We start from the raw sequence: 15,741 nt of genomic DNA on the forward strand, positions 1-15,741 counted from the left end.
AGATACTATGTCAGAATTTGGAAACATTTCATTCGATTTACCTAAAAACCAATCTAACGTAATTAAAGTAATTGGCGTTGGTGGTGGAGGTAGTAATGCCATAAACCACATGTTTAAACAAGGCATCAAAGGTGTTGATTTTGTTGTTTGTAATACTGATTCTCAGGCATTGCAAAGTAGTCCGGTACCAAATAAAATTCAGTTAGGATTGCATCTTACGGAAGGTTTAGGCGCTGGAGCAAATCCTGAAGTTGGTCAACAATCCGCTATAGAAAGTATCGCTGAAATTGAGAAAATGTTAGATACCAATACCAAAATGATTTTCATTACCGCAGGAATGGGTGGTGGAACGGGTACTGGAGCCGCTCCAATTATTGCTAAATTAGCGAAAGAACGCGGTATTTTAACAGTTGGAATTGTAACAATCCCATTTCAATTTGAAGGTAAAAACCGATCAGAACAAGCATTAGCGGGAGTTGATCGTCTTAGAAAACAAGTCGATTCTTTGATCGTTATTAATAATAATAAATTACGTGAGGTTTACGGAAACTTAGGTTATAAATCGGGATATTCTAAAGTGGATGAAGTTTTAGCTACAGCTGCTCGTGGAATTGCCGAAGTTATTTCGCAACACTACATTCAAAACATCGATTTACGTGATGCTAAAACTGTATTAGCAGATAGTGGAACTGCAATTATGGGTTCTGCTGTAGCTTCAGGTGAAGGAAAAGCTAAAAAAGCAATTACAAACGCTTTAGATTCTCCCTTATTAAATGACAACAAAATTACAGGTGCAAAACAAGTTTTACTTTTAATTGTTTCTGGTGTTGGCGAAGAAAACGAAGTTAGTATTGATGAAATTAGTGAAATCAACGAATACATCCAAAATGAAGCGGGACATAGCGCTAATATCATTATGGGATTAGGCGAAGATGAAAAACTTCAAGATGCTATTTCTGTAACTGTTATTGCTACTGGTTTTAACATCGAACAACAGGCGGAAATCGTAAACCAAGAGCCAAAAAAAATCATTCATACCCTAGGCGATGAACAAAAAAGTGTTCATGACTTAATGAATAGAACAACTGCTAGTATTACGCACAACAATCCTATTTTTGAAATGCCAAAAGTAGAAGAAGTTAAAGCGGAAATTATTAATCCAGTTAGCGACGAAGCAGAAAAAAAAGTAATCTTCACATTGGAGGAAGAAGTGGAAGCTCCGAAATTTGAAATTCATACACCAGTTGCTCCAGCAATGGACTTAGTGACAACGTCAGAATTGATTAAGAATATAGATGTATCTTTTGAGGTAATTTCACCTAGCATTGCATCGTCATTTGAAATCATTACACCTCAAATTAGAGAAATTGAAGTTAAACAGCCTGAATTTGTTGTAGCTAAAGAAGATTTTAATTTTTCGTATGATTTATTTCAAACAAAAGTAGAAGAAACCAAAGCAACAAACAGCATTGTTTTTGAATTATCAGAGGAAACACGCGAAATGGAAGTAAAAGAGCCAATTAACGTAATTCCTGTAACCGAAGTAAGCCAAAGCGGCATCGTTAGATATTCGTTAGAAGATTATTTTGATAAAGAAGCCGAGTCAGAAATAGAAAAACCAGTTGCGAAAAGTAATGAGCCTGTTGACGAAGAATTAAATTTCACAATGAAAAAGTCAGCAGAGCAAATAGAAAACAACACAAAGTTTGCTGCAATTTCACCTTTAGATATGTCAATTGAAGAATCATTGAAACTTAGAGCGCAGGAGCGTAAAAGTAAAATGAAAGATTTCAATCATAAATTTAATAATGTTAATTCACATATCGATGAAATTGAGAAAGAACCAGCTTATAAAAGAATGGGTATTGATCTAACAACACCACCAAATACAAATAATAATCAATCTCGAATGTCATTAGGAATTGATAGTAATGACGATATTCAACTTCGTTCAAACAATTCATTTCTACATGATAATGTAGATTAAATCTATAATAACCTTACCAAACCCGAAGAGCAATTTTCGGGTTTTTTTAGTACCTTTGCATAAGTTTTTTTAGAACCTATTTCCAGCTATCCGCTATATCTTTTTTCAATTACCTCGGTTTTCAACCAAGAAAATTAAAAAAAGGATGCCGCTTTTATCTGGGGTAAGCCTTCTAAGAAACAGCTAATAACCAAATTACATTTCAAATTTAAAAAATACGATATGAGTTTAGAAGTAAAAATCATGGACCACATGAAAACTGCTATGAAAGCAAAAGATGCTGTAGCATTAGAGGCATTAAGAGCGATCAAAGCGGCTATAATTATGGCTAAAACAGAAACAGGCGCGGCAGAAGGTCTAACAGAAGATCAAGAAATAAAAATGTTACAACGTTTAGTTAAAATGAGAAAAGACAGTGCCGAAATATTTACAGCGCAAAACCGTCCTGATTTAGCTGAGCCAGAATTGGCGCAAATAGCCGTAATTGAAGCATTTCTACCCGCACAATTATCAGCAGAAGAAGTAGAAGCTATAATCGCTAAAATTATTTCAGAAACAGGGGCAAACGGTATTGCTGCTATGGGAAAAGTAATGGGATTAGCTTCCACTCAAATCGGCGGACAAGCAGAAGGAAAAGTAATTTCTTCAATCGTTAAAAAATTATTAGTATAATATTTATGCTTTTGCTAATTCTCCCTTTGAGAATTTAGCGATCTAAATTGGCTGCGTAGTTCAACTGGATAGAATATCAGATTTCGGCTCTGATGGTTGCAGGTTCGAACCCTGCCGCGGTCACAATAAAACGTCAAGATTTCTTGGCGTTTTTTGTTTTTTATACAATTTAATTATACGTTATTTGTAAACATGATAAGTAACCTAATTGTCTTGGCTCAAGTAAAAGAGCGTGAATTATTTTTCGCCGATTATGTTGTGATGTTTTTATTGCTGGCGCCGTTAGTGGTGCTGTTTTTATTCTTTGCCTTCTATGTAATCGAAATTATCTATTTACGAAATTTTAAAAAACCATTATTCGTTTTCACCAATCTAATATTTCATAAATTAAACGAACAACAAAAAGCAGTTTTGGCTACTAATTTTCACTTCTACAATGAATTAAAGCCAAAATACAAACGCTACTTTGAGCATCGAGTTTATAAATTTATGATTAATTATGAGTTTGTGGGTAGTGATTTCCTGGTTACCGAAAAAATGAAAATTACAATAGGTGCTACCTACACAATGCTTACTTTTGGAATGCGGCATTATCTAAATCCGATGTTTAAGAAAATCCTCCTTTTTCCAGATATTTATTATTCCGAACAAACGCAAAATTATCACAAAGGTGAATTTAATCCACGTTTAGAAGCCATCGTTTTTTCGTGGAAACATTTTGAAGAAGGAATTGAAGTAGCCAATGATAATTTAAATTTAGGACTACACGAATTCACACACGCTTTTCATATTCATTCTTTAAAAAGTGAAGAAACAACAGCTGTTTTGTTTAATGAATCTCTTCAAAATTTATTCCGCATCGTTTCCCATCCACAAATTAAAGAACAATTAGTAGCGTCTGGTTTTCTTCGAGATTATGCTTATGAAAACAAGTTTGAATTTGTAGCGGTTTTACTGGAATACTTTTTTGAATCGCCACAGGAGTTTAAATCGCAATTTCCATCTATCTTTCTTAAAGTCAAACAGATGATCAATTACAACGAAAAGTATTTTACAACAACAATTAACTGATAACTATCATACTTTTGTTGGGTTATAATGCTTATTTTTATATCATTAAAAAGCATCTATCATGAAACAAAATGTTCCCGTGTCAACCATAATGACAAAAAATGTAGTAAAGTTAAATTTATCAGACGATTTAACTAAGGCAGAAGCTTTGTTTAAAAAACATCAAATTCGTCACATTCCTGTAGTTTATAGTAACAATATTGTAGGAATGTTGAGTTACAGTGATTTACTTAGAATTTCATTTGTTGATTCAATTGATGATGACGAAGAAGTTATCGATGCTACAGTTTATAATATGTTTACATTAGAGCAAGTAATGGTGAAGAAATTAGTAATAATCTCGCCAGATACGCTCATAAAAGACGCTGCTGAGATCTTAGCTTCAAAGGAATTTCACGCATTACCTGTTTGTGAAGGCGATTTGTTAGTGGGAATTCTAACTACCACCGATTTAATAAAATACTTAATCGATCAGTATTAATTTTAATAAAAAAGCCATTTTAGATAGTAACTAAAATGGCTTTTTTATTAAAAATTACTTGATTAAATTTTTCAAATCAGCAATTGTTGCCGTAGGATTTTCTGCACCAAAAACATAACTTCCAGCAACTAAAACATCAGCACCAGCATCTACTAAAGCTTTTGCATTTTTATTGGTAACGCCACCATCAATTTCAATTAAAGTGTTTGCGTTTTTCTTAACGATTAATGCTTTTAGTTTACGTACTTTATCATAAGTGTTTTCTATAAAGGATTGTCCTCCAAAACCAGGATTAACACTCATAATACAAACCATATCGATATTCTGAATCACATCTTCTAATAAGTCTACCGAAGTATGAGGATTTAAGGCTACACCCGCTTTCATTCCTTCAGCTTTTATCGCTTGAAGTGTTCGGTGTAAATGATTACAAGTTTCATAATGAACCGTCAATATATCAGCGCCTAATTTCTTGAAAGTAGAGATATAACGATCCGGATCTACAATCATTAAATGCACATCAATTGTTTTGTTTGCATGTCTGTTTATAGCTTCTAAAACGGGCATTCCAAATGAAATATTAGGTACAAAAACACCGTCCATAATATCAATATGAAACCAATCGGCTTCAGAATTATTGATCATTTCAATATCGCGTTGTAAATTTGCAAAGTCAGCCGCTAAAACAGAGGGTGCAATAAGTGTGTTTTTCATTCGTAAGTATGTTGTTGTTTGAACAAAGGTAGTTTTTTTAGTTTAAATGTTTAAATCCTTAAGATGTTAAAAGTTTTAGAAAGTTTTGTGCTTCCTATTATAGCTTTCTGCGCCATAAAAGTTAAAACCTATTTAAAATGACTTTTGCGTGAATTATTGAACATTTTAGAGCATTTTCAAATTCCCCTTCAGGGGTTAGGAGGCTAAAAAACAAAACTCCGGAAACCCGAACGAAGTGAACAGACTGGAGTTTTGTTTCTCTAAAAAAACAAAACTCCGGTAATCAGCCGGAGTTTCAATCATCAATCAAAAAACGAACAGTTTAAACTGTTGTTATTGTTTATTAGGTCTTATCCTAAATATGTTTTTAATATTTTACTTCTTGAAGTGTGTTTTAATCTTCTAATTGCTTTTTCTTTAATTTGACGCACACGTTCACGGGTTAAATCAAATGTTTCTCCAATTTCTTCTAATGTCATTGGGTGTTGATCTCCTAAACCAAAGTATAAACGAACTACATCAGCCTCTCTTGGAGTTAATGTTTCTAAAGCTCTTTCAATTTCAGTTTGTAATGATTCGTGAATTAATTCTCTATCTGGATTTGGAGATTCACCCGAACGTAAAACGTCATAAAGGTTAGAATCTTCTCCTTCAACTAAAGGAGCATCCATTGATAAATGACGACCAGAGTTTTTCATTGACTCTTTTACGTCATTAACTGTCATATCTAATTCTTTTGCAATTTCTTCAGCAGAAGGTGGGCGTTCATTAGATTGCTCTAACAAAGCATACATTTTGTTGATTTTATTGATAGAACCAATTTTATTTAATGGCAAACGAACGATACGAGATTGTTCTGCTAAAGCTTGAAGAATCGATTGACGAATCCACCAAACAGCATATGAAATGAATTTAAATCCACGTGTTTCATCAAAACGCTGAGCCGCTTTAATCAAACCTAAATTTCCTTCGTTAATTAAATCAGGAAGTGTAAGTCCTTGATTTTGATATTGTTTTGCTACCGAAACAACGAAACGTAAATTAGCTTTTGTCAATTTCTCCAAAGCTCTTTGGTCTCCGGCTTTTATTTTTTGTGCTAATTCTACTTCTTCGTCAGCAGTAATAAGGTCAACTTTTCCAATTTCTTGTAGGTATTTGTCTAAGGAAGCAGTTTCACGATTCGTAACCTGCTTGGTAATTTTAAGTTGTCTCATTTATTTTCTCCTTACATTTAAAGTTCTACTAGTTATACGCAAGAAGTTACCATAAAGTTACAAACATTTTAAAAATAATTATTCAATGACATAATTTCCGATTTTATTTTGGTAGAATTCGATCTTCTGATAGATGCGATTGAAGAAAATTTTACGATCTTTTCTTCCAGATTTATTTAAAGATTTTGAGTTTATTAATTGATTTTCAATGTATTCTCGTTGTTCTTCACAAGCTTTAATATCGCGAGTTGCATAATATCCTAAAGCATCATACGGTAGAAAAAATAATGATTTGGATTTTGAGGTAAATAACACAGAATTATTTAAAAGTAACAACTCATTATAATACATTTGGAATTCTGGCGAATCAATCTCGCATTTTTGTTCCATATTTTTAATAATAAATTGTAAGTCTTTTAAAATATGCAACGCATTAGTGTAATTTAACAATCCCGATTCAAAAAAGTAAAACGTTTGTTGCAATGAACTGTTAATTGTTGTGTCGTTCCATATTTCAACCCTTTTTGAACTTTTAAAAAAATTCTTTAAATCGGTATGATCAATGAAAACAGATTCTTCAAAAAGAAACGATTCAAAATTTATGGATTGTTGTTTTGTTAAAAGATTGTACCAAACGTAAAATTTAAATTTTGAATAAATAGATCCTGCTGCAGCATAATTCATTGGAATATCCTTAGCCGCATAATAAACAGTTGTTTCGTCGGCTTTTAATTCAGTTAATAATTCTTTGGTGGTTTCAAAATAGGACTTGAAATCTTTTAAAGTTTCAATTTTCTGGGTTTTTTGTACAATCAAGGATTGTTTGTTTCCAAATAAATTGTCCATCGAAAGAGCATAATATTGGCATAATGTTACGGTTTCGTCAATCGAAAATTTACTCTTTGAGGAGATACGACGGTGAGCAGCATCATAACTGATATCCAGCACTTTTGCTATCTCTTCGTTTAAAGAAATGTTTTTTGGGATTACACTTCGGAGCTTGTTTAAAAGAATTTCTTGCGGTTTCATTTTGCGATTTTCACAAATATATAAAAATATTTAATGGTTAGTCGCATCTTTGTTTGTGAATTATGAAATAGTTTTGACATCAAATTCAATCTTATGAAAAAAATAATTAATGAGTCTTTGGAATCTTTTCGACAAGAAGATTTAAAGAAGTATTCGAAAATGTTGAATCTTTATTTCAAGAGAAAATGGCGATTCATCTTTGTCTTTTTTCTGACTTCATGCAGTATTCAGAATCATACCAGTAAAGAAGATTATCGCAAGGTTCCAAAAAACTTTTCTGTTAATTTTTACGATAAACTTGATACAGTTTACTACAGGACTAATACTGATTTTTTTACAAGAAGTTTTGTTAAAGATTTTACAAAGATTCCTCACATTGATTATGCTGTTCCACTACAATTACAAATTATGAATGATCTCCTTTTTTTGAAATTTTCAGACAAAAATAAAAAGGAATACGTGCTTCAATTTTATGGAAAGAGATATAAGAAAAAGTTTGTTTTTTATACCAATTATGAGACAATTACTTTTCCATTTCTTTTTATGACTAAGGAGATGACTAAGTATACGGTTTACCTTCCTAATGAAAATGACATACTTTTTCAAAACAAAAGTGTAAATGAAGGGATGTTATTGCTTTTTGGAGCTAGCAATAGTTCAGGATACAACTATCAATATAAAATTTTAAAAGATGAATAAATTACTTTTTATAGTCTTTATGTGTGGATCGGTTGCTGCACAAGACACAATTGTTATTCCAAAGATTGACGTTTTCAAACGAAATATTATTGAGTTAAGTTATGGAATTCCTTTAGGGGAATTATCAGATAAGTATGAAAGTTCAATTAATACTGCATTTTATGTGCGAACTAAAATTGGAAAGAAACAGTATATCGATTTTGGTGCTGAGCTCAGCGGAATTGTGAAAGGAAAAGCAATTGAATACGAAATTGAAGGAGCAAAGCAATTATTAGACGGTAGTAAATCGGCCTTACTATTGGGTTTTAGGTATTCAAGATTTTTATACCAATCTAAAAATGAGAATTTCCATATCGAATCAAATACAGGAATAGGTTGGAAATATTTACATTATCGTTTGCCAGATAATGAATTGTTTGATGATGTAGATGTAAAGCCAACATTACATACAATCGCCGTGACGCAAGGAATGAAAATAATGTTTTATGGTTTTGGTGTGCACTGCAGTTACCATTATTCGCCCTATACTTTATTTAATTCTAAAGCTGAAAATAGTTTTGGTGGTGCATCATTTAGCATCGGCTTATCTGGTAGTTGGAATTTTTAATTATAGAATTGTACTAGTCATTACTAAAACTTTGATTTTACTATTTAAAAAACACTTTTTACATTCTATTTTAATAATTTAAAAACTATTTTTGTGTTTAACAAAAGTTAAACAACTAGTTAATGTTTTGCATGCTTATGCTGCAATTAGGAACTTTGAATTAAATTAGAGTTATGTGTGATCTAAGTGTAGGAAGAGTTTGTTGCTTTTAATTTGAAAGTCCCCAAACTTTTTTTAAAATCATTTAAATTAAACGTTTAGCAAAAAATGGAGTTAAATTTTAATAAAGCCAATTTTTTATGAAACCAAATAATCAAAATATTTATCAGTCTAATTTTTTAGACAAGAAAATGTTTTTCAATAAAAAGAAGATAAAATATTGGATTAACGAAATGTCTGATTGGTTATTTTGTTCGCAAATTGAATACCTTGATTTTGATTTTTTCTTAAAAAAAGAAGGAGAATTGAGAACTCTCTTAATAAAGCTCTTAGAATCGGAACAATTTTCAAGGGAAGAAGCAACGGAAATTGCAACTACTTTTTTTAATAACTGCGAAAATTTACATCAAACATTAGTAAAAGATTTAAACGCTGTGTTAGAATTTGATCCCGCTGCAAAATCAAAAAACGAAGTGCTTATTGCATATCCTGGATTTTTTGCTATTACTGTTCATAGAATTGCATTTCAACTTTGGAAAAATAAAGCACAAATTTTAGCTCGCTTAATTGCAGAATATGCACACGGAAAAACAGGGATTGATATTCATCCTGCAGCTGTAATCGGTGAACATTTTATGATTGATCATGGAACTGGAATTGTTATTGGGGAAACCGCTGTAATAGGTGATTATGTAAAAATTTACCAAGGAGTAACTTTAGGAGCTTTAACGGTAAGCAAATCCGAGGCAACAGAGAAGCGTCATCCTACAATTGAAGATAATGTTACTATTTATGCTAATGCTACAATCCTTGGCGGGAAAACAATCATTGGTAAAGATGCTGTAATTGGCGGTAACGTTTGGATAACGAATTCGATTGAGCCAAAATCACTAGTGTATCACAAAAGCCAAATTAGTATAAAGAGCAAGGGAGAATTTCCTGAAGCCATAAATTTTAGTATATAATATAAAAACAAAAAAATGAAAGCAACTAGTATTTTAGAGACAATCGGAAACACACCGGTTGTTAAATTAAGTCGTTTATTTGAAAATAGAAACGTGTGGATTAAATTAGAAAGAAATAATCCAGGAAATAGTATTAAAGATAGAATTGCTTTAGCGATGATTGAAGATGCTGAACAAAAAGGACTTTTAAATCCAAATAGTGTAATTATTGAACCTACTTCTGGAAATACAGGAATTGGATTATCGCTCGTTGCAGCGGTTAAAGGATATAAGGTTATTTTGGTTATGCCTGAATCGATGAGTGTAGAACGAAGAAAGTTAATGGAGATTTACGGAGCTGAATTCGTATTAACACCCAGAGAAAAAGGAATGAAAGGTGCTATTGAAAGAGCAGCAGAGTTAGTTTTAGAAACACCAAATGGATGGTCTCCAAAACAGTTTGATAATCCTGCAAATATTGCAATCCACAAAACAACCACCGCATTAGAAATTCTAGCAGATTTTCCAGACGGATTGGATTACATTATTACAGGAGTAGGAACTGGTGGCCATATAACAGGTGTTGCAGAAGTTTTAAAGCGAAAATTTCCAAACCTTAAAGTTATTGCAGTGGAGCCAGAATTGTCGCCTGTATTAAGTGGGGGAAATCCTGGTCCACATCCATTACAAGGTATTGGTGCAGGTTTTATACCTCAAAATTACCATGCAGACGCCATTGATGAAGTGATTCAAGTTAGTAAAGAGAATGCTTACGAATTTACAAGACAAATTGCAATAAAAGAGGGAATTCTTTCAGGTGTTTCTACAGGTTCGTCTTTGGCAGCGGTTGCTCAAAAACTTGAGAGCATTCCTAAGGATGCTGTTGTTTTAACGTTCAATTATGATACAGGTGAACGATACCTTTCTGTGGAAGGTTTATTTTAAGGTGATAAAAAACCCCGATTAGCATTTGCCAATCGGGGTTTTTTATTATTCTAAACGTTTATAATTGCAACAATCATGTAATTGTTCATATTTCTTATCGTCTGCTTTTGCTAAGTCTGTATCATGACCGGCAGCTGCGATTGCTTTTGCAACATCTTCCTTAGAGCATTTGTTTTCATCTATAAAAACATGCACATCTTGACAATCTGAATGCCATTCTGCACTTTTAACACCTTTTACGGAGAAAGCTGCTTTTTCAATGCGTTTTTCACACATTTCACAGTTTCCAGCTACTTTTATAATTACTTCTTTGTTTTTACTTTTTTTCTCTTGTGCTACCATAGTAAAAGAAAACAAACTAGCGAATAGTACTAAAATAAATTTTTTCATTTTTTTTCTGTTTTAAATTAATTAATGTTCTTCTCCTTCAAGGTGATCGTGCCCTTCATGAGCATCTTTTTTATTTTTTATTTTAAATCTTAATCCTACGTAATACATAGATCCAAAAGTTGGACCATAAATCATACTACTATCAAAATAAGTACCAAAAGGGTTTTCATTTTGAATTATTCCATTGGTTTGTTTAAAATTCCCAATGTTTTCGCCACCTACATACATTTCAAATACGCTCGAAAATGTTCTGGTAACTTGCATATTCATCACTGCAAAAGAAGGAGCGTATTCTTCCAAACGATAAGCTGTAGGATTTGAAGCTGTAGTTGGTAAACGTTGTTCGCCTAGCCAATTATAAGTAAAATCAAATTTCCATTGCTGTCCTTTTTCTTTAATGTGTGTTTCATAACTAAGATTCGCGAAATATCTATGTTTTGCTTGCAAAGCTCTTTGCAATTGACCCGTTTGAAATTGCGATTGCACATCGTAAAATTTGTACGAAGTTTTAAAATTCAAGTGACGAATCAGCTCTATATTAAATTCTGCTTGAAACGAATTAGCAAAACTTTTTCCGTCTAAATTGTAAAATAAAACTTGTTGTGCATTTGCATCAATATCTACAATAGCTTGATTTTGGAAATCAGTGCGGTAATAATCCAATACTAATTCCGAATCTTTTCCGGCAATTTTAAATTTTTGGATGAAACTCAAACCATAGTTCCAAGCAGTTTCTGGATTCAAACCGTATAATTTCCCATTGGTATCTAAAATTGAAAATTGTCTTGAAGAAGCAAATAATTGTTGATTTTCAGCAAAAATATTCGCGGCACGTTTTCCTCTTCCAGCGGAAGCTCTAATTACGCCCTCTTTCCAAGGATTATAACGAATGTGAAGTCTTGGTGTAATAAAAGTTCCTAAGCGATTGTGATTATCTACACGAGCACCCGCAATGAAACTTAAATTATCACTGTTGTCATAAGTGTATTCGAAAAAAGCACCAACTGAATTATCAATTCTTGAAAAATCACGATTAAAATTCACCGCAACAAATTCGTTGTAATCATCATAACTGAAGTTAATTCCAGTAGTAAATTTGTTTCTCGTATTGTTAATTATTGAATTAAAAAGTAAATTCGAATACAAACTTTTTTGATGAATATTATATTGGTTCAACCCAAAGTAAGAATCTTGTTTGTGCGATTGAAACGAGTTCTGAAATCCAATACTTTGATAGGGCATATCTGGAAAAACATAACCCGTTTTGTTTGAAATTTCAATTTTTTCCGTGTTGATTTCACTTCCCCAATTGTTAGTGGTAAATTTATCAGTATCGGGATTAAAATTCACTTGTCCTGCTTGTTTTTCATCATTCATATACCGAAGATTTAGGAAACTTACAATGCCTTTTTCAGCATCATTATATTGCCAACGGTTTAGAATATTCACTTGTTTCCCAATAGGACCATCTAAAAACCCATCGTTGTTCATATCGTTTTTAGCCGAACGCGTATTTCCGTGTAAAAATATAGAAGAACTTAATTTGTCAGAAAATTTGTTATTGAAATGCGTGTTAAGTTCAAAACGTTCGTCTTGCGAAGCATAAGCATTTAAGAAAAACGGAATATCATCTAAAGGTTTTATAAGCTCATAATTAATTTGGCCGGAAATACTTTCATAACCATTAATTACACTTCCGGCACCTTTAGTAATTTGGATACTTTCTACCCAAGTTCCTGGAACAAATGACAAACCATAAGCTTGCGAAGCACCACGAACAGAAGGAATGTTTTCTTCGGCAATTAAAATATAAGGACTTGTTAAGCCTAACATCTTAATTTGACGGTTTCCAGTTACCGCATCGGAGTAATTGACATCAATAGAAGGATTTGTACTAAAACTTTCCGATAAGTTACAACAGGCAGCTTTTAGTAATTCTTTCTGGCCCATAATTTGCACATTCGTTACTTTGTATAAAGATTGTTCGGTACTTTTTTTAGTTTTGGAAACCGTAACTTCTTTCAAAGTGCTCACTTCTTTTAAAATAATTGTCAAATTATTATCAGTTGCTTCGACTTTTTTGGTTTCAAAACCCATGTAACTAATTACTAGAGCATTGGTTTCATCAGACTTTCGTAAAGTAAAAAGACCATTTTCATCGGTTATTGTTCCGATAGTTGTGCTTTGCCAAAAAACATTAGCACCAAATAAAGGTTGATTATTTTCGTCTTTTACAATTCCTTTTATTGATTCTTGAGCGTAAGAAAAAACAGAAAAGAATAACAGTAAAAACGTTATTTTTTTAAACATAAGGATTTTATTTATTATTAGAATTCTTTGATTTACAGAATAGTGAACAATAAACTTATGCGTATAAAACCAATTGACAATAGAGTTTGTAAAAAGGTGGAGCGTGCGATTCGCAATAATAAACCACATCATTTAATCCGCTTGGTTCTGTACCAGTAGTAAAGAAATTTGGTTTCCAAGTTGCATTTAAAACAGCTGGTTGCAAATTCAATTGAAAAGTTTTAACCAAGACATCGTCGGTTTTCTTTTCTACTTCAATGTGTTTGTCTGAACAGCAATCCTCGTGACTGGTTTCATTTGCACAGCAAGCCGTTGCTACTTCAATACAAGGCTCATTGTTTTGATATTGGAAAGAAATCGAAGCAATTTCGTCCTTGCAATAATGTATAGAGAAGCTCAGACTTAGATTGGCAAGCAAAATAAGTGACGCTAAAATTATACTTATATGTTTTCTGAAATTCATTCCTGCAAAAGTAATGATTATTTTGTAATTTGTTGGTAATAAAATGCTGGAATAAAAAGCACTAAAAACAGTGGTTGTATTAAAAATCGTCTGACATAAAATAAGACCAAATAATCAGGTTGTTCTGAAAATTGTATCAGGCTAAAGAATAATACAATCAAGATTACAAATAATACTATAAATAATAATGTGGCAAATTTCAGTAATTGTATTTGTTTGAATACTAAGTAAATGATGCTTAATGATAATAAGGAATTCAATAAATATCTGAAGGAAATTCCAAAAAATAATTGAATTCCATCAAAATAGGGCAAGGGTTTGTTTTGATAATCTACTTTAAAAAAAAATAAAAAAGGATCGTAGAAAAGGTTTTTTTCGAAAATGCGTACAAAAATCAATCCCAATAAAGCTAGGAAAAGAAGTGCAAAGCGTTTTTTGTCTTTAAGAAGTTCTTTTAGCATGGCCTGAAAATTTGGTTACCCACAAAATCCATAAGATGAATACGACTCCATAAATGAATAAGGGAAAAATTGTTCCGTGTAGAATTTCTTCATATTGGGGATAATAAAATAAGGAAGAAGCTAATAAAGCAATTCGGATTACATTTAAAATATGGATTAATACGATTCCGAAAATTATATACAATCCTGTTTTTTTCCATTCGGTTGAAAAAGCAAAAATAAAAGCGGCATATAATATCATTATACTAACAGCATTGCAACCTTCAATAATTCGGGCTACATATTTCTCTTTAAAGAATAGTTTAACGGAAGGTTCTTTGTCGTGCGGAATTGAAGCTTTACTTTCGGTGAAAACACCTAATAATTTTTCAGTTTGATTTGCTACAATTTCTGTGAATGAATCTACCTCATTTTTGGCGACATCATATTGGTCCAAATACATTTTATAAACAAATGTAAATACGATATAAAAAAGCAGAAACTTTGTTAAGAATATAAAAAAAGGTTTGTATTGCTTCAAAATGATTTCAATTAATGAATTTTTAACAAAAATATAGATTTTTTAATACGATAGATTAAATACTTTTGTAAAAAAAAATATAAATAATGACTTTCGAAAATTTAAAACCATTAGTTGCTGCAATAGTTTCTTCAGAAAACACAACAAGAGATGAAAAACTTTTAGCAATTTGTAAATTACTTAATGAGTCTGTCGAATATTATAATTGGGTAGGCTTTTATTTTGCTAATCACGAAGCACAAACGTTGCATTTGGGTCCATATGTAGGCGCAGAAACCGATCATACCGTAATTCCTTTTGGAAAAGGGATTTGTGGTCAAGTAGCGGTTTCAAACAATAATTTTGTGGTGCCAGATGTGAGCGCTCAAGATAATTATATTGCTTGTAGTTTTACGGTGAAGTCGGAAATTGTTGTTCCTTTATTTGTAGCTGGAAAAAATATTGGTCAAATTGACATTGATTCGCATGTTATTGATCCTTTTACAGCGGAAGACGAACGTTTTTTAGAATTTGTAAATGAGCAAGTTGCTTCTTTATTTTAATTTCTTTAAAATAATTGAGGTTTGATAATTGATAATTAAGAATTAAATCCTACTTTTGCACCCGAATTGCTACCATACAATTCATACATAAAAATCATTTAAAATAATATTAGCATGTATTTGACTAAAGAAACTAAAGCTGAAATTTTCGCGAAACACGGAGGAAAAGCTGAAAACACTGGATCTGCTGAAGGGCAAATCGCATTATTCACTCACAGAATTACGCACTTAACAGAGCATTTGAAAAAAAATCGTCATGATTATAACACAGAGCGTTCGTTAGTACTTTTAGTAGGTAAAAGAAGAAGTCTTCTAGATTACTTAAAAAAGAAAGAGATTAACAGATACCGTGAGATTATTAAAGAATTAGGAATTAGAAAATAATAAACTAAAGGGGCTTTTCGGCCCCTTTTTGTTTTTTTATATCGACAGAAAAAGTTTGGTTTTTCATTGGGTTAGACACAACTACAACAACTAGTATAGATGAGATTTCTTATCTTTACGAAAACAACAACACAACTAACCCTTTGTAT

18 protein-coding genes and 1 tRNA gene are annotated in these 15,741 nt (G+C 32.0%); 11 read left to right on the top strand and 8 right to left on the bottom strand.

Features of this window, described 5'->3' with window-relative positions; all coding sequences use genetic code 11:
• The first annotated feature begins 7 nt into the window (after positions 1 to 7).
• The 5 genes from ftsZ to T1L09_RS04720 all read left to right on the top strand — a co-directional run bounded on the left by ftsZ (position 8) and on the right by T1L09_RS04720 (position 4,211).
• Positions 8 to 1,987, top strand: coding sequence for a cell division protein FtsZ (ftsZ, locus tag T1L09_RS04700; protein WP_322549794.1), 1,980 nt, complete (start codon positions 8 to 10; stop codon positions 1,985 to 1,987).
• A gap of 222 nt (positions 1,988 to 2,209) precedes the next feature.
• A complete protein-coding gene (locus T1L09_RS04705; protein WP_322549795.1) occupies positions 2,210 to 2,659 on the top strand; it encodes a GatB/YqeY domain-containing protein in 450 nt (149 codons plus the stop codon).
• A gap of 49 nt (positions 2,660 to 2,708) precedes the next feature.
• Positions 2,709 to 2,782: transfer RNA gene (locus T1L09_RS04710), tRNA-Arg, on the top strand.
• 69 nt (positions 2,783 to 2,851) lie between these two features.
• Complete coding sequence (locus T1L09_RS04715) at positions 2,852 to 3,730, top strand: zinc-dependent peptidase (RefSeq protein ID WP_322549796.1); 879 nt, start codon at positions 2,852 to 2,854, stop codon at positions 3,728 to 3,730.
• A gap of 61 nt (positions 3,731 to 3,791) precedes the next feature.
• Positions 3,792 to 4,211 carry a CBS domain-containing protein gene (locus tag T1L09_RS04720; RefSeq protein ID WP_322549797.1) on the top strand — a complete coding sequence of 140 codons (420 nt, stop codon included), beginning with the start codon at positions 3,792 to 3,794 and terminating at the stop codon, positions 4,209 to 4,211.
• Positions 4,212 to 4,265: 54 nt separating this feature from the next.
• Here T1L09_RS04720 and rpe read toward each other — a convergent pair whose 3' ends face one another.
• From rpe to T1L09_RS04735, 3 genes are all read right to left on the bottom strand, one after another.
• Positions 4,266 to 4,925, bottom strand: coding sequence for a ribulose-phosphate 3-epimerase (gene rpe / locus T1L09_RS04725; protein WP_322549798.1), 660 nt, complete (start codon positions 4,923 to 4,925; stop codon positions 4,266 to 4,268).
• A gap of 350 nt (positions 4,926 to 5,275) precedes the next feature.
• Positions 5,276 to 6,139, bottom strand: a complete 864-nt coding sequence (locus T1L09_RS04730; RefSeq protein ID WP_153201458.1) for a sigma-70 family RNA polymerase sigma factor — start codon at positions 6,137 to 6,139, stop codon at positions 5,276 to 5,278.
• 78 nt (positions 6,140 to 6,217) lie between these two features.
• Positions 6,218 to 7,168: a helix-turn-helix domain-containing protein gene (locus tag T1L09_RS04735; RefSeq protein ID WP_322549799.1), complete on the bottom strand. Its 951-nt coding sequence runs from the start codon at positions 7,166 to 7,168 to the stop codon at positions 6,218 to 6,220.
• A gap of 93 nt (positions 7,169 to 7,261) precedes the next feature.
• Between T1L09_RS04735 and T1L09_RS04740 the strand changes: the two genes are divergently transcribed.
• The 4 genes from T1L09_RS04740 (at position 7,262) to cysK (ending at position 10,522) form a co-directional block, all read left to right on the top strand.
• Positions 7,262 to 7,867: a hypothetical protein gene (locus tag T1L09_RS04740; protein WP_322549800.1), complete on the top strand. Its 606-nt coding sequence runs from the start codon at positions 7,262 to 7,264 to the stop codon at positions 7,865 to 7,867.
• Entirely contained in the window at positions 7,860 to 8,474 is a 615-nt protein-coding gene (locus tag T1L09_RS04745) for a hypothetical protein (protein ID WP_322549801.1), read from the top strand. The genes T1L09_RS04740 and T1L09_RS04745 overlap by 8 nt, the downstream gene beginning before the upstream one ends.
• Before the next feature lie 299 nt (positions 8,475 to 8,773).
• Positions 8,774 to 9,598 (top strand): serine O-acetyltransferase EpsC, encoded by an 825-nt coding sequence (epsC, locus tag T1L09_RS04750; protein WP_322549802.1) that lies wholly within the window; start codon positions 8,774 to 8,776, stop codon positions 9,596 to 9,598.
• A gap of 15 nt (positions 9,599 to 9,613) precedes the next feature.
• Complete coding sequence (gene cysK / locus T1L09_RS04755; RefSeq protein ID WP_322549803.1) at positions 9,614 to 10,522, top strand: cysteine synthase A; 909 nt, start codon at positions 9,614 to 9,616, stop codon at positions 10,520 to 10,522.
• A 45-nt stretch (positions 10,523 to 10,567) separates the two neighbouring features.
• Here the strand turns inward: cysK and T1L09_RS04760 are convergent, their stop codons facing one another.
• The 5 genes from T1L09_RS04760 to xrtF are packed head-to-tail and all read right to left on the bottom strand — an operon-like array spanning position 10,568 to position 14,666.
• Positions 10,568 to 10,912, bottom strand: a complete 345-nt coding sequence (locus T1L09_RS04760) for a heavy-metal-associated domain-containing protein (protein WP_322549804.1) — start codon at positions 10,910 to 10,912, stop codon at positions 10,568 to 10,570.
• 21 nt (positions 10,913 to 10,933) lie between these two features.
• Positions 10,934 to 13,222, bottom strand: a complete 2,289-nt coding sequence (locus tag T1L09_RS04765; protein ID WP_322549805.1) for a TonB-dependent receptor — start codon at positions 13,220 to 13,222, stop codon at positions 10,934 to 10,936.
• Positions 13,223 to 13,277: 55 nt separating this feature from the next.
• Positions 13,278 to 13,685, bottom strand: a complete 408-nt coding sequence (locus T1L09_RS04770) for an HYC_CC_PP family protein (RefSeq protein ID WP_322549806.1) — start codon at positions 13,683 to 13,685, stop codon at positions 13,278 to 13,280.
• 17 nt (positions 13,686 to 13,702) lie between these two features.
• Positions 13,703 to 14,146 carry an exosortase F system-associated membrane protein gene (locus tag T1L09_RS04775; protein WP_322549807.1) on the bottom strand — a complete coding sequence of 148 codons (444 nt, stop codon included), beginning with the start codon at positions 14,144 to 14,146 and terminating at the stop codon, positions 13,703 to 13,705.
• Positions 14,127 to 14,666 carry an exosortase family protein XrtF gene (gene xrtF / locus T1L09_RS04780; RefSeq protein WP_322549808.1) on the bottom strand — a complete coding sequence of 180 codons (540 nt, stop codon included), beginning with the start codon at positions 14,664 to 14,666 and terminating at the stop codon, positions 14,127 to 14,129. The genes T1L09_RS04775 and xrtF overlap by 20 nt, the downstream gene beginning before the upstream one ends.
• 86 nt (positions 14,667 to 14,752) lie before the next feature.
• Here xrtF and T1L09_RS04785 point away from each other — a divergent pair, with 86 nt between their 5' ends.
• Both T1L09_RS04785 and rpsO read left to right on the top strand, forming a co-directional pair.
• Positions 14,753 to 15,208 (top strand): GAF domain-containing protein, encoded by a 456-nt coding sequence (locus tag T1L09_RS04785; protein ID WP_322549809.1) that lies wholly within the window; start codon positions 14,753 to 14,755, stop codon positions 15,206 to 15,208.
• Between the two features lie 114 nt (positions 15,209 to 15,322).
• Positions 15,323 to 15,592: a 30S ribosomal protein S15 gene (rpsO, locus tag T1L09_RS04790; RefSeq protein WP_322549810.1), complete on the top strand. Its 270-nt coding sequence runs from the start codon at positions 15,323 to 15,325 to the stop codon at positions 15,590 to 15,592.
• The last annotated feature ends 149 nt before the right edge of the window (positions 15,593 to 15,741 follow it).

The organism is Flavobacterium psychraquaticum, from assembly GCF_034497725.1.
Classification (GTDB): domain Bacteria; phylum Bacteroidota; class Bacteroidia; order Flavobacteriales; family Flavobacteriaceae; genus Flavobacterium; species Flavobacterium psychraquaticum.

Coding starts and splice junctions, on each gene's coding strand:
- T1L09_RS04715 (WP_322549796.1), top strand. CDS start 2,852: ATGATAAGTAACCTAATTGTCTTGGCTCAAGTAAAAGAGCGTGAATTA.
- T1L09_RS04770 (WP_322549806.1), bottom strand. CDS start 13,685: ATGAATTTCAGAAAACATATAAGTATAATTTTAGCGTCACTTATTTTG.
- T1L09_RS04745 (WP_322549801.1), top strand. CDS start 7,860: ATGAATAAATTACTTTTTATAGTCTTTATGTGTGGATCGGTTGCTGCA.
- T1L09_RS04765 (WP_322549805.1), bottom strand. CDS start 13,222: ATGTTTAAAAAAATAACGTTTTTACTGTTATTCTTTTCTGTTTTTTCT.
- epsC (WP_322549802.1), top strand. CDS start 8,774: ATGAAACCAAATAATCAAAATATTTATCAGTCTAATTTTTTAGACAAG.
- T1L09_RS04785 (WP_322549809.1), top strand. CDS start 14,753: ATGACTTTCGAAAATTTAAAACCATTAGTTGCTGCAATAGTTTCTTCA.
- T1L09_RS04735 (WP_322549799.1), bottom strand. CDS start 7,168: ATGAAACCGCAAGAAATTCTTTTAAACAAGCTCCGAAGTGTAATCCCA.
- T1L09_RS04740 (WP_322549800.1), top strand. CDS start 7,262: ATGAAAAAAATAATTAATGAGTCTTTGGAATCTTTTCGACAAGAAGAT.
- T1L09_RS04720 (WP_322549797.1), top strand. CDS start 3,792: ATGAAACAAAATGTTCCCGTGTCAACCATAATGACAAAAAATGTAGTA.
- rpe (WP_322549798.1), bottom strand. CDS start 4,925: ATGAAAAACACACTTATTGCACCCTCTGTTTTAGCGGCTGACTTTGCA.
- ftsZ (WP_322549794.1), top strand. CDS start 8: ATGTCAGAATTTGGAAACATTTCATTCGATTTACCTAAAAACCAATCT.
- T1L09_RS04775 (WP_322549807.1), bottom strand. CDS start 14,146: ATGCTAAAAGAACTTCTTAAAGACAAAAAACGCTTTGCACTTCTTTTC.
- T1L09_RS04760 (WP_322549804.1), bottom strand. CDS start 10,912: ATGAAAAAATTTATTTTAGTACTATTCGCTAGTTTGTTTTCTTTTACT.
- rpsO (WP_322549810.1), top strand. CDS start 15,323: ATGTATTTGACTAAAGAAACTAAAGCTGAAATTTTCGCGAAACACGGA.
- T1L09_RS04730 (WP_153201458.1), bottom strand. CDS start 6,139: ATGAGACAACTTAAAATTACCAAGCAGGTTACGAATCGTGAAACTGCT.
- T1L09_RS04705 (WP_322549795.1), top strand. CDS start 2,210: ATGAGTTTAGAAGTAAAAATCATGGACCACATGAAAACTGCTATGAAA.
- cysK (WP_322549803.1), top strand. CDS start 9,614: ATGAAAGCAACTAGTATTTTAGAGACAATCGGAAACACACCGGTTGTT.